Genomic DNA, 12,377 nt, shown 5'->3' with positions numbered 1-12,377 from the left:
GCGCGGGTGGGCTGGGTCTTGGTCCGCTCGCGTATGAAGTCGATTGTTTCTCCACCCTTGACGCGGCGTGTTGCAGTCTTTTGACCTGTGATGCGCCGCGTATCTTTTTTGCGTGGCTTCCCTGGCAGGTCCCTCCGTTAGCCCATACATCTCTTCCTTGACATCCCTCTTCGTGCGACTACACTTAACCTCATGGTTAAGTTTTCAGAAACCCTTCTCGATCGCACATTTGCGGCGCTCGCCGACCCTACGCGACGCGCGCTCCTTGCGCGCCTTTCCGACCAGCACGATCTCTCGGTAAGCGAACTCGCCCAGCCGTTCGAGATGTCGTTGCCGGCGGTGATGAAGCATCTCGATGTGCTGTCCGAGGCCGGCCTCATTACGCGCACCAAAACCGGCCGCACGGTGGCGTGCCGCCTGTCCGCCGGGCCGATGGAGGAAGCGATGCAGTGGCTCAACCGCTATCAGCGCTTCTGGACCGAACAACTCGATCGTCTTGCCGCCTTTGTCGAAGAGGAAGAGTCATGTCCGCCAAACCCAGTCTCACACTCCAGCGCCGTCTCAACGCCTCGCCCGCGAAAGTCTTCCGCGCCTGGACGGAACCGGCGCAAATCCTGAAGTGGATGCACCCAAGCGGCACCGAGATGCTGCACGCCGAAGTGGAGCCACGGGTCGAGGGTCGTTTTCAGCTCGTCATGCGTGGGGCGGATGGGGCAGAGCACGCCGTCAGCGGCCGCTATCTGGAAGTGATACCGGACGCGAAGCTGGTATTCACGTGGACCTGGCGCTCGGCACCCGAACGCGAGTCACTCGTCACGGTCGCATTAAGACCGGACGGCGACGGCACGCTGCTGACGTTGACGCATGAACAGTTTGCTGACGAAGATGCGCGCGACAAGCACGCATCCGGCTGGACGTCCGGGCTCGATGGGCTCGAACGTTACTTTGCCTGAGTACTAATGCCCCCAAACCTGCCGCTTCGCGCCAGGCCCCCCGAGGGGGTCACAAAAACTTGGGGCGGCCCGGCGTTTTGTGTGAGGAAGGAGATGCAGATGGAACCGCATAGCACTGTCTCAAGAGAAGAATGGCTGGCCGCGCGCCGCGCGTTGCTGGCGGACGAAAAGGCCTTCACGCATGCGCGCGACGAACTCAACCGCAAGCGTCTGGCGCTACCGTGGGTCAAGCTCGACAAGACCTATACGTTCGATACGCCGCAAGGCCGCAAGACGCTCGCCGAGCTATTCGACGGACGCAGCCAGTTGATCGTCTACCACTTCATGCTGGGCCCGGAGTGGAAGGAGGGCTGCCCCGGCTGCTCGTTCCTGTCGGACAGTGTCGACGGTCTGCTGCCGCACCTCGAGCATCACGACGTCTCGTACATGGCCGTTTCGCGTGCGCCGCTCGAGAAGATCGAGGTGTTTAAAAAGCGTATGGGCTGGCGGTTTCGCTGGGTGTCGTCCCATGACAGCGATTTCAACTTCGACTACCACGTGTCGTTTACCCCGGAGGAGATCGCGCGTGGCAGGGGGTTCTACAACTTCGAGGAGCAGGACATCTCAGGCGACGAGGCGCCCGGTCATAGCGTGTTCTATAAAGACGAGGCCGGCGATATTTTCCACACCTATTCGAGCTACGCGCGTGGCGGCGAGCCGTTTATCGGTACTTACACGCACCTGGACATCGCCCCGAAAGGCCGCAACGAAGTCAGGAACCTCGGCGAATGGGTGAAGCATCACGACCGCTACGAGGACGCGCCTCAAGCTTGCCCGGCGTGCGGCTCGTGAAGGGCGGATAGAGGGGATAGAGCGGGGCGCTCGCGCAGACATTACGCCCCGCGATGTCCCGCTTCATAAAACAGCGCAAACAGTTCGGACTGTGAATTGATGTTGAGCTTCGTATAGATGTGCTTCTTGTGAGCACGCACGGTTTCGAACGAGATTGAGAGCTTTTCGGCAATCGCCCGTGTCGAGAAGCCGCTCAAGGTCAGCATCGCCACCTCCACTTCTCGCGCCGAGAGTGGCGTGTGTCCACCAGCCTGTGCCACTTGCGCAAAGCGCTCCGTGCAGGTCGGTGCGTCAACGGTGGGTGCGGAACTCGCGGCACTTCCTTCGTTCACCTCACCTACGTCACCGCTGCCCGGCGCGTCGGCCGCCTCGAACGTCTCATGCGGCAGCCGCTGGCGCATCAGCGCAATCACCCACGGCGCGCAGAGCGCCAGCACAGCGAGATCGCGCTCGCCATAGCGGTGCGTCGCGCCCAGCGAAAACGCTAGCGTGTGCCGCGCATCGATCATGTAGTTGAAGTGCACCTCGTCGCCGACAATGTTCTTCCTGAAGTAGCGCTGGTAGTACGAGGTCATCGTGAAGTTGTCGGGCGCCACGTCGGCGAGCGTGACGAAGCCCGATGCAGGCCGCTCGCATGCGTCGATATAAAACGGGTCGAGCTGATAGAGCGCCGCGAGATAGTCCTGGAACATGACGTCGACGGTGCCGTCGGGCGTCGGCGATTCGGCGCAGACGAGCGGCGCCTCGTCTGGCGTGAAACGCAGCGCCACCCAGTTATCGAACGCCACGTAGCGATCCAGTGCACGGGTGAGCCGGGTCCAGAACTGCGTGTTGTCGAGCGCCTCGATGACCGCGCCAATTTCCCGGTGAAAGGCGAGGTCGCGCCATTCGAGTTCCATACCTGCTCCGTTGAGGGTAACCCAGCCGGGTGATTTCCCGATAAATATGTCTGGTGATAATAGCCCCAAGCTTTGCAAGCGGCTGAAAGAATCAACCGGTGCAAACGAAGCGGACCAGGCAAGGAGACATACATGCAGCTCGAACTGGCGCAGATCCCGATTCAGGATGGCGCGACCGACCCCAACGTGCAACGCGTGCTCGACGTGATCGCAAAGCGCGAAGCCGGTACGGATCTGATTGTTTTTCCCGAGACGACCCTATCAGGCTTTCCGACCCGCGACACGGTGGCCGATGTCGCGCAGCCGCTCGACGGCGCCGCCCTGACGCGCGTGCGCAACGCCGCGCGGGCAGCGCGTGTGGCCGTCGCGGTGGGTCTTGCCGAGCGCGACGGCAGCCGCTTCTACAACACAACGGTGCTGATCGACGAGCGGGGTGAGCTGGCGCTGCGCTATCGCAAGACGCATCTGTGGGCGTCGGACGTCGGCGTGTTCGAACCGGGCGACCGCTACGAAGTATGCAGCTTCAAGGGCATGACCGTCGGTCTGCTGATCTGCTACGACATTGAATTCCCGGAGACCGCGCGGGCAGTTGCCTCGCTCGGCGCCGACCTGCTGATCGTGACCAACGGCAATATGGATCCGTTCGGCCCGGTGCATCGCCGCGCTATCGTGGCGCGGGCAATGGAAAACCAGATGTTTGCCGCGCTCGTCAACCGCACCGGCACAGGTGACGACAACCTGGTTTTCTCCGGCGAATCGGCGCTGATCGATCCGTTCGGCGACGTTGTATGCGAAGCAGGTTCCGCGCAGACGGTGCTGCAAGCGACGCTCGATCCAGCGCGGCTGGAGGGGGCGCGTGAACATTATCGCTATCTGCACGACGCGCGCGTCGCGCTTGATCTCAAGACGATTGACGGAGCAAATGGCCAGCGGGTCCGCGTGATCGGTTAGCACGCAGGCGCTGAACCGGCGCTTTCATACGCCGCTCTCGTCAGACCGGGCGGCTTAATGCCTGAAGTTGCAGCACAAAACCTGTTTTACAAACCGGGTGATGCGGCACGTCCGTATCACACCCAATTACTCGCAATACCGCCCGTTCGTCTGGCCAGGCTGGCCGGCGAGTTAGCAACAACGTTGCATGAGACCGGAGACAAAGCATGACGACCTCATCCCCCGCCGAACCCGCGGGCACGCAAACCACGCATCTCAAACGCACACTCGGCCTGCCGTCGGTGCTGCTGTTCGGCCTTGCCTACATGGCGCCGTTGATCGTCTACGGCACCTATGGCGTGCTCGCTAGCGCGAGCGACGATACGGCGGCGCTCGCCTATCTGATCGCGTTGATCGCGATCGTGTTCACTGCGTTGAGCTACGGCAAGCTCGCACGGCTTTTCCCGGTAGCAGGGTCGGCCTATACGTACACGCGCAAGACCTTCAGTGCGCATCTGGGCTTCATGATCGGCTGGGCGACGCTGCTCGATTATTTCTTCCTGCCGATGGTGATCTGGCTGATCGGTGCGGCCTATCTGAGCGCGGCGTTTCCGCAGGTCCCGAGCTGGATCTGGATCGTCGCCTTCATCGTGCTGACGAGTGGGCTGAATATCCTCGGCATCGAGCTGGCGAACCGCTTCAATATCGTGCTGATGGTCGTGCAACTGGCCATCGTCGCATTGTTCGTCATCCTGTGCTGTCACTATGTGACCGCGGCAATGGGGCCGGGCGGGCTGATCTCCGCCGAGCCGTTCTTCAAGCCGCATGTGCCGTTCTCCGCGACGATGGCGGGCGCCGCGATTGCCGCGTATTCGTATCTCGGCTTCGATGCAGTCTCGACGCTGACCGAAGAAACCATTGCACCGGAGAAGACCATGCCGCGTGCGATCGTGCTGATTGCGCTGATCGGCGGGGCGATCTTCGTGATTGCTGCCTATACGGTGCAGCTTGCACATCCGGGCGCAGTGTTCAAGGATCCGGATTCCGCAGCGTTCGAAGTGGCGCGCAAGGTGGGTGGCGATATCTTCGTGACGGTGTTTCTGGCCGGCCTGATTCTCGCGCAATTCGCCTCGGGCATTTCGGCTCAGGCAAGCGTTGGGCGTTTGCTGTATGCGATGGGCCGTGATGAAGTGCTGCCCAAGCGCATCTTCGGTTTCATCCATCCGAAGTTCAAGACGCCGGCGATCAACATCGCGATTGCCGGTGCAGTGGGTCTGATTGCCTTGAAGCTCGATGTCGCGACCTCTACGTCGTTCATCAACTTTGGCGCGTTTCTCGCGTTCACCGCGGTCAATCTGTGTGTCGTGCGCCAGTATTTCCTTGCAAAGGGAAGCGCGCAAACCATGGGTGTGCTCGGCGGCCTGCTGTTCCCGATACTGGGTGCGGTTGCGGATCTGTGGTTGCTGGTGAGCCTCGAGAAGACGGCGCTGGTGCTGGGCGCGATCTGGTTCGTGCTGGGGCTGGTCTATCTTGGCTGGCTCACGCGGGGCTTCCGCCGGGCGCCGCCGGAAGTGGCGGTGGTCTTGTAAGGAGCGAGGCGAGCCGGTGTGTGAGTCGACATGCCGGGGGGCCTGGCGGCGCTGCCGATTCAGTGGGCAGCGCCGTTCTGTTTGCTACAGGGCCATTTCGAAGGCCGGCCTGAGGAACAGTTCGATCGCCATGACGACGAGTCCCATCGCCGCCGCGGCGATGGTCAAGGTGCCGTATTCGTCGTAGCGCGCGTCATAGAGACACGCGACGATGAACAGGATCGCCATCAGGTTGGTCAGCCAATCGAAATTTAGCGCGAGGCTCATCGAGGAATCCGGGCTCAGTGGGCGACTCGCTATTTCGAATCGGCCCATTAATTCGGCAGGATTCTAGCGAGTTGAGCTTACGGATTCGCAACAGGATCGCTTACACGGATTACGCTGCTTCGGAAGCCCACTTGGGGCTTCGAAGCAAGGCCCCTTGGGGGAGGCGCTGGAGCCCTCCTGAGGCTTCCCCTGCCCGAAGCAGACCCTCCAGGCTCCCCCGGACCTCTTAGGGATTCCCCGAAGGACCACCCCTTGGGTTACGCCTCTAAGGAAATCCCTTAGCGGGGCATCATCTCGTGCTCGATCCAGTCGACCACCGAGGTCCGCTTCGGTTGCCAACCGAGCAGCTTACGCGCTCGTTCGCCGCGCACCCGGCTATTCGAGCCAAGCCCGTAGTTGGCCATTTCGTAACCCCATTCCTGCTCGGCGTCTTTTAGCGGCCAGTCTTGCGCCGGGCCCAATTTCATCGCGCGGGCGATGGCGGCGCTCATGTCGCGAAACGACGCCTCGCCGCTCTCGACGAAGTAGAATGTGCCGCCGGCTGGCGTCTTTTCCAGCGCGAGGTGATACAGCTCGACGACATCGTCGATATGCACGTTCGACCAGGTGTTGCCGCCGCGTCCCACATGCCGCACGATGCCGCTTTTCTGCGCCTGGCGCACGAGACGCGGCAATTGCACGCTGGCGCTGCCGGCGACGGCACCGTGACCGTAGATCAGCGTATTGCATAGCACTGCTGAGCGGATATTCTGCTGCGCCGACTCGAGCACCAGACGGTCGATGCGGACGCGGGCCGCTTTGTCGGCGGTCGGTTCGGGCAAGGCATCTTCGTGAAAAATGGCGGCCGCCCCGGCTTCTCCACCCGACGCGTCGCCGACGATGCTCGAACCGCTCGTATGCAGAAACGGCTTGCCGGAGCCGGCGAGCCCTTCGATCAACGCTTCCACGGCCGCACGATGATCGCTGCTGGCTGCGTTGATGACGGCGTCCGCGGCCCGCGCTTCGGCAATCAGCAGCGCGCGATCGTCGAGCGTGCCGATGACTGGTTCAATGCCGAGGCGCTGCAGTTCAGCGGCGTGTTCAGGGTTGCGGATCAGGCCGCGCACGTGGTGGCCGGCGCGCACGAGACCCGCGGCAATCGAACCGCCGATAAAACCGCTGGCACCGGTGATGAAAATGTTCAAGACGTTCTCCTTGTGGCTGGGATAGCGGGAAGCGTTGAATACCCGCTGGAATGAAGCCAGTATCCGCCGTCTTGATTCTGGCAAAAAGCGTGTTAGTCTCAAATCAATCTTGATTTTAAATCAACAATGAAGACTTCCACCGACGAGTTGCTGGTTTTCGTAACCGTGATCGACAGCGGCTCGATCACGGCCGCCGCCGAAATGCTGCAACAGACGGTGTCGGGCGTGAGCCGTGCCCTGACACGGCTTGAAAAGAAGCTCGACACCACCTTGATTCGCCGCACGACGCGCCGGCTGCAACTCACGGAAGAGGGTGTGCTGTTCCTTGGCCGGGCACGGGCGATTCTCGACGCCATGGAAGAGGCCGAGCAGTCCGTTGCCCGGCGGCGCGAACGGCCAAGTGGGCGTCTGCGTGTGGATGCGGCCTCGCCCTTCATGCTCCATTGCATCGCGCCGCATATGAAGGCGTTTTCCGCGCTGTATCCCGAGATCCAGCTGGAGCTGACCAGCAATGAACGGATCGTCGACCTGCTCGAACAGACGGTGGACATCGCGATCCGGATCGGCGTGCTGCAGGATTCGACGCTGCACGCGCGCTCGCTAGGCAGCAGCAAGCGGCGCATCGTCGCGAGTCCGGGCTATCTGGCGGAGAACGGCACGCCGGATTCGGTCGAGGCGTTGCGTGCGCATCGTCTGATCGGCTTTACGGCACCCGAACACTTGAACCGTTGGCCGCTGCGCGAGGGCGAGCGCGCCGCGCTGAAGATTGCGCCATCCATGACGGCGTCGAGCGGCGAGACCATACGTCAGTTAGCCGTTGCGGACAGCGGCATCGCCTGCCTGTCCGACTTCATGACGCTCGCGGACGTCCGCGACGGCCGGCTCGTGCGGATGCTCGAAGACGTGCTGGTTGATGACCGGCAACCGATCAGTGCGGTGTTTTATCAGAGCGCGTCGCTTGCGGGCCGGGTGCAGGCGTTTCTGGATTTTATTGGGCCGCGGTTGCAGCTTTAGTGGCGCTTCTGCGGCGTCTAGCCGGTTGCCTGCTAGTTGTTCGCGACGGCCCAACCGTTGCCGTGACCGGCAACCGGCCAATCCGGCCGCTTAGACAAGCAGGAAAAATCCGGTACTGCGTGTCCGGCTGGCGAACTTCTTCACCGAGGGTATGTGCAAGGGAAGAAACGTAACGAGCGAATTTTCCGCCCGAAAGAGAGACGGTGAATATCCCAAAAACATAGGCACCCAGCCATCTGCTACGTTTACGCCATCACGAATTTCCTGTCGCAACGAGCGAGGTAGATTTGCCCATGTCGCAATGGAACACGCTTTCGGTCCCGCTCGGGAGCAGTTGGCAATGTACGCTGGTGCCGGCCGGTCAATATCTCAGTCCGTCAGGAGACACCGTCCGGTTCATGCGGGACGATGACGAAATAAGGCAGCTCGAGGAAGACCGGCAAGATTTTGACCGGTCCTTTCGGCCATGCGGCGACTTGAGGACCGTGAGCGGAGGAGCCGAGCTACGCGAGATTCAGTCGTTTCTGACCGACGCCCTGAATGTGGTCCACTGGGATCTACCCATCGACAACGTGGGGGTTGAGCGCATGCTCAGGCGGGCCGTCGCATGCGGTAGGTTGGTGCCCGTTGTCAATCGCGACTACGGGTGCTTGGGCCGGGTGTCTCGCCCAACGCCCGCGCCGTTGCGGTGGCCGTCAAGCGGAGATGGATGGGGCGGAGGTAGTCAGAAGTGGTCCGCCTTCGCGAATGCCGGCCCGGGCCCGTTAATGTTCGACGGCGAGCCGGTCCTGTCTGGGCCGTATGACCCCGCCACGCGGGAAGCGCAACTCATCGCTGCGCGTCGCGCGATGACGGCAATTGACGGCGGCGACCTGCTAAGCGTGCTTGAAACGGTGGCCGCTGCCGCGCGCGGCATTGACTCTGGCGCGGATGGAACTGCCGAGGATGGAACTGCCGAGGGCGGCGACGAGGTGGCTGACGATCGTGGCGAAACTTCATCGCCGCTGGGCGGTGCGCAGTCGTTCGAATATGGCGAGGATGCGCCGGCCGGTGACGTTGAGCAACTGGCAGGGGGCGAGGGTACGCCGGGAAACAATCAGGCGCAAAACAAGCAATTCAAGGCAGTGGTTAAAGCGATGGGACTGGACCAACGTCAGGCACGCCAACTCCACGACGAAATAAGCGGGGAAGGTCTTGGCTATCATGAAATCACGGAACGCGCACAAGATATGTTCGGAGCCAGCGAATGACGAACACCAAGGAATTGATCGACACGCGCCTTTCCGTGCTCGCTGGGCTCGATGTGAGCGCCATAAATCACGCCGCAGATATGCTTACGGTTCAATTCGGTCCCTTGCGGGAAACCGTGACCCGCAAAGGAACGATGAAGCGAGTGGGCCTGTGGGCGTTGCACGTTCAATGCCACTGGCAAATTGAGCAGCCCGGCGTGGTCGTTGCGACACAGGACGATCTTTATGGTCCTGACGAAAAGGCGAGCCTCGCGACGGAGCGGCTCGAAGAATCGCTGGTGAGGTCACGCGTAACGACCGTGGAAAGCGTGGCGGGAAGCGAATCCGGGGCTCTCTGTATTTCGATGTCTGCGGGCCTGCACCTCGTGATCACGCCAGACGGCGTACCTGATAACGAGGACTGGCGATTTTTCGCGCCGGGCGTCGATGCCAACCACTTCGTGATCGAAGGCGGGGTAGTCGATCCTCCTTCCCTTACCTGATGCGCCACCTGTACCGGTCAACTATGGCGACAAGAGCTAGGAAAGCACACGCTATTGGCCAGTTCGGCCCACCAGTTGCGAGAGGGTGCGCCTGTTTCAATGCTTCCCCGGTAGCGAAATGACTGAATATGCGTCGAATAAGAACTACGACTCGGTAATTGCCACTCTGAACAAGGGAGAGCGACTCTCGGAACGCAAGGCGTCTCAGGTCGCATTCATGTATTCCAGCCTGAGGGCCGAACTCGCTATCGAATTCGATTCGCTCTCTGTCACGCCCACTGCTGGCGAATAAGGCAGGCACGCCATGTTCACCGGCGGCAATAACCTCGCACATGGCGAGCGTCTTTTCGTGCGCACCCTCGATTGACATGTCAAGTGCCAAAACCGGTGGCGGACCTCCGGCTCTCCCCCGCCCGCTACAGGTCGCGCGCATCTCATTTTGTCCGCTTGCCACCCGACGCATCAAACGTGTATATACAAGTGATTGCGAATTGACGCCATAGGGCGCTTGCCCGCACTTGGCGCATAGCCGCGCATCGCCCTCGGGAATCTCTGCGATAACCATGCCAGTTATGCATTAGGCCCTAATGGAAACCCCTAACGCCAAACCATTAAAAATAAGTTGTATATACAAGCTGACGCCGCTAGACTTCTCTCAAATTGTATAGACAGGACTCTCCTCCATGATGATTCTCAAGCCCGGCCACCTGACTCTCCCGCAACTGCGCCAGATCGCTCGTGAACAGGTCACGCTGCAACTCGATCCCGCCAGCTTTGCCGCCATCGACGCCTGCGCGAAGGCCGTCGCGGACATCGCCGCGAAGGGCGAGCCCGCATACGGCATCAACACGGGTTTCGGGCGTCTCGCCAGCACGCACATTCCGCATGACCAGCTCGAACTGCTGCAGCGCAATCTGGTGCTTTCGCATGCTGTCGGCGTGGGTGAGCCGATGTCGCGTCCGGTCGTGCGTCTCCTGATGGCGCTCAAGCTGTCGAGCCTCGGCCGCGGTCATTCGGGTATCCGCCGCGAAGTGATGGAGGCGCTGATCACGCTGTTCAACGCCGACGTGCTGCCGGTGATTCCGGTCAAGGGTTCGGTGGGCGCGTCGGGCGACCTCGCGCCGCTCGCGCATATGTCGGCGGCGCTGCTCGGCGTTGGCGATGTGATCGTCAAGGGCGAGCGCATGGCCGCAACCGAAGGTTTGCGCCTCGCCGGCCTGAAGCCGCTTACGCTGCAGGCCAAGGAAGGTCTGGCGCTCCTGAACGGCACGCAAGCCTCGACCGCTCTCGCGCTCTACAACATGTTCGCGATCGAAGACCTGTACCGCACCGCACTGGTGGCGGGCGCGTTGTCGGTGGACGCGGCGGCCGGTTCGGTGAAGCCGTTCGACCATCGCATCCATGACCTGCGCGGCCATCAAGGCCAGATCGACGCAGCGGCGGCATACCGCTCGCTCCTCGACGGCTCGGCTATCAATCTGTCGCACCGCGATTGCGGCAAGGTGCAAGACCCGTACAGCCTGCGCTGCCAGCCGCAGGTGATGGGCGCCTGCCTCGACCAGATGCGCCATTCGGCCGACGTGCTGCTGATCGAAGCCAACGCCGTGTCGGACAACCCGCTGATTTTCCCGGACACCGGCGAAGTGCTGTCGGGCGGTAACTTCCACGCTGAACCGGTGGCGTTTGCTGCGGACAATCTCGCGCTGGCCGCGGCCGAAATCGGTGCGCTGGCCGAGCGCCGCATCGCACTGCTGATCGATTCGACGCTGTCCGGTCTGCCGCCGTTCCTCGTCCGCGATGGCGGTGTGAACTCCGGCTTCATGATCGCGCACGTCACGGCTGCTGCGCTCGCGTCGGAGAACAAGACGCTCGCGCATCCGGCGTCGGTCGATTCGCTGCCCACCTCCGCGAATCAGGAAGACCACGTGTCGATGGCGACGTTTGCGGCGCGCAAGCTCGGCGATATCGCCGAGAACACCGCCAACATCCTGTCGATCGAACTGCTCGCCGCCGCGCAAGGCGTCGATCTGCGCGCGCCGCACCAGACCAGCCCGAGCCTGCAGCATGTGATGAAGACGGTGCGCAAGGAAGTCGCGCATTACGAACTGGATCACTACTTCGCGCCGGACATCGCCGCGATCACGCATCTCGTGCAGAACGGCACGATCGCCGCGCACAGCCCGTACGTGTTCCCGTCCGAACTGTAAGCACGCTAAACCGCATTCACGGCACTCACGGCAAACGCAGCATGAACTCACCGGCCTATCAGGGGATCAAGGACTTCATCCTCGCCCGCATTCACGCGGGCGAATGGGGTGAGGGCGACCAGGTCCCTTCGGAAAACGAGCTCGCGCGCGAGTTCAACGTAGCGCGCATGACGGTCAACCGTGCGCTGCGCGAGCTCACTTCCGAGCAGGTGCTCACGCGCGTGCAGGGCTCGGGCACCTTCGTCGCACGGCCGAAGTACGAGTCGACGCTGGTGGCGATCCGCAGCATTTCCGACGAGATCGTCGCGCGCGGTCATCGCTATCAGGCGAAGGTGCTGCATATCGGCGCGGCGATTGCCGACGAGGCCTTGGCCGACGAGATGCAGGTGAGTGCCGGCAGTCCGGTGTTTCACTCGCGCGTGCTGCATTTTGAAAACGACGAGCCGGTGCAGCTCGAAGAACGCTGGGTCAACCCGGCGGTCGCCCCCGAGTATGCGTTGCAGGACTTTACCAACACGACGCCGAACCAGTATCTGGTGCGCGTCGCGCCGCTGCAGCGCGTCGAATACCGCATTGAAGCGTCCGTGGCGGATGCCGACACCCGGCAACTGCTGACCATGGACGAACTTGAACCGTGCCTCGTGCTGCATCGACGCACGTGGTCGCAGAGCCTGGTTGCTTCGGTGGCCAATCTCTGGCATCCCGGCAGCCGTTACCGCTTCACCGGACACTTTTGATTCGCTTATCCGATCTGCGTTTTTTGACCTGATT

14 protein-coding genes are annotated in these 12,377 nt (G+C 61.9%); 11 read left to right on the top strand and 3 right to left on the bottom strand.

The window, feature by feature from the left end; all coding sequences use genetic code 11:
- The first annotated feature begins 192 nt into the window (after positions 1 to 192).
- The 3 genes from P3T40_RS32180 (at position 193) to P3T40_RS32170 (ending at position 1,784) form a co-directional block, all read left to right on the top strand.
- Entirely contained in the window at positions 193 to 618 is a 426-nt protein-coding gene (locus P3T40_RS32180) for an ArsR/SmtB family transcription factor (RefSeq protein WP_429271759.1), read from the top strand.
- On the top strand, positions 525 to 953 hold the full coding sequence (locus tag P3T40_RS32175) for an SRPBCC family protein (protein ID WP_429271758.1): 429 nt from the start codon (positions 525 to 527) through the stop codon (positions 951 to 953). Before P3T40_RS32180 ends, P3T40_RS32175 begins: the two co-directional genes overlap by 94 nt.
- Positions 954 to 1,052: 99 nt before the next feature.
- A complete protein-coding gene (locus tag P3T40_RS32170) occupies positions 1,053 to 1,784 on the top strand; it encodes a DUF899 domain-containing protein (RefSeq protein WP_429271757.1) in 732 nt (243 codons plus the stop codon).
- A 41-nt stretch (positions 1,785 to 1,825) separates the two neighbouring features.
- Here the strand turns inward: P3T40_RS32170 and P3T40_RS32165 are convergent, their stop codons facing one another.
- Positions 1,826 to 2,683, bottom strand: a complete 858-nt coding sequence (locus P3T40_RS32165) for a response regulator transcription factor (RefSeq protein ID WP_429271756.1) — start codon at positions 2,681 to 2,683, stop codon at positions 1,826 to 1,828.
- Positions 2,684 to 2,815: 132 nt separating this feature from the next.
- Here P3T40_RS32165 and P3T40_RS32160 point away from each other — a divergent pair, with 132 nt between their 5' ends.
- Together P3T40_RS32160 and P3T40_RS32155 are read left to right on the top strand one after the other, a co-directional pair.
- Positions 2,816 to 3,634, top strand: a complete 819-nt coding sequence (locus P3T40_RS32160; RefSeq protein ID WP_429271755.1) for a carbon-nitrogen hydrolase family protein — start codon at positions 2,816 to 2,818, stop codon at positions 3,632 to 3,634.
- A gap of 206 nt (positions 3,635 to 3,840) precedes the next feature.
- Positions 3,841 to 5,202 (top strand): APC family permease, encoded by a 1,362-nt coding sequence (locus P3T40_RS32155; protein WP_429271754.1) that lies wholly within the window; start codon positions 3,841 to 3,843, stop codon positions 5,200 to 5,202.
- Positions 5,203 to 5,286: 84 nt separating this feature from the next.
- Here P3T40_RS32155 and P3T40_RS32150 read toward each other — a convergent pair whose 3' ends face one another.
- Complete coding sequence (locus P3T40_RS32150; RefSeq protein ID WP_429271753.1) at positions 5,287 to 5,469, bottom strand: hypothetical protein; 183 nt, start codon at positions 5,467 to 5,469, stop codon at positions 5,287 to 5,289.
- Between the two features lie 278 nt (positions 5,470 to 5,747).
- Positions 5,748 to 6,653, bottom strand: a complete 906-nt coding sequence (locus P3T40_RS32145; RefSeq protein ID WP_429271752.1) for an NAD-dependent epimerase/dehydratase family protein — start codon at positions 6,651 to 6,653, stop codon at positions 5,748 to 5,750.
- Between the two features lie 126 nt (positions 6,654 to 6,779).
- Between P3T40_RS32145 and P3T40_RS32140 the strand changes: the two genes are divergently transcribed.
- From P3T40_RS32140 to hutC, 6 genes are all read left to right on the top strand, one after another.
- The gene (locus P3T40_RS32140) at positions 6,780 to 7,667 is read left to right on the top strand and encodes a LysR substrate-binding domain-containing protein (RefSeq protein ID WP_429271751.1); all 888 of its coding nucleotides are present in this window, start codon (positions 6,780 to 6,782) and stop codon (positions 7,665 to 7,667) included.
- Positions 7,668 to 8,434: 767 nt separating this feature from the next.
- Positions 8,435 to 8,917, top strand: a complete 483-nt coding sequence (locus P3T40_RS32135; protein WP_429271750.1) for a hypothetical protein — start codon at positions 8,435 to 8,437, stop codon at positions 8,915 to 8,917.
- Positions 8,914 to 9,399 carry a hypothetical protein gene (locus tag P3T40_RS32130; RefSeq protein ID WP_429271749.1) on the top strand — a complete coding sequence of 162 codons (486 nt, stop codon included), beginning with the start codon at positions 8,914 to 8,916 and terminating at the stop codon, positions 9,397 to 9,399. Before P3T40_RS32135 ends, P3T40_RS32130 begins: the two co-directional genes overlap by 4 nt.
- Before the next feature lie 118 nt (positions 9,400 to 9,517).
- Entirely contained in the window at positions 9,518 to 9,691 is a 174-nt protein-coding gene (locus tag P3T40_RS32125; RefSeq protein WP_429271748.1) for a hypothetical protein, read from the top strand.
- A gap of 391 nt (positions 9,692 to 10,082) precedes the next feature.
- Positions 10,083 to 11,606 carry a histidine ammonia-lyase gene (gene hutH, locus P3T40_RS32120; RefSeq protein ID WP_429271747.1) on the top strand — a complete coding sequence of 508 codons (1,524 nt, stop codon included), beginning with the start codon at positions 10,083 to 10,085 and terminating at the stop codon, positions 11,604 to 11,606.
- A 41-nt stretch (positions 11,607 to 11,647) separates the two neighbouring features.
- Entirely contained in the window at positions 11,648 to 12,343 is a 696-nt protein-coding gene (gene hutC / locus P3T40_RS32115; RefSeq protein WP_429271746.1) for a histidine utilization repressor, read from the top strand.
- Positions 12,344 to 12,377: the final 34 nt, after the last annotated feature.

Origin of the sequence: Paraburkholderia sp. EB58 (assembly GCF_050436665.1) — a bacterium.
In the GTDB taxonomy this organism is placed as follows: domain Bacteria; phylum Pseudomonadota; class Gammaproteobacteria; order Burkholderiales; family Burkholderiaceae; genus Paraburkholderia.
This window is presented reverse-complemented; position numbering and strand designations above follow the sequence as displayed.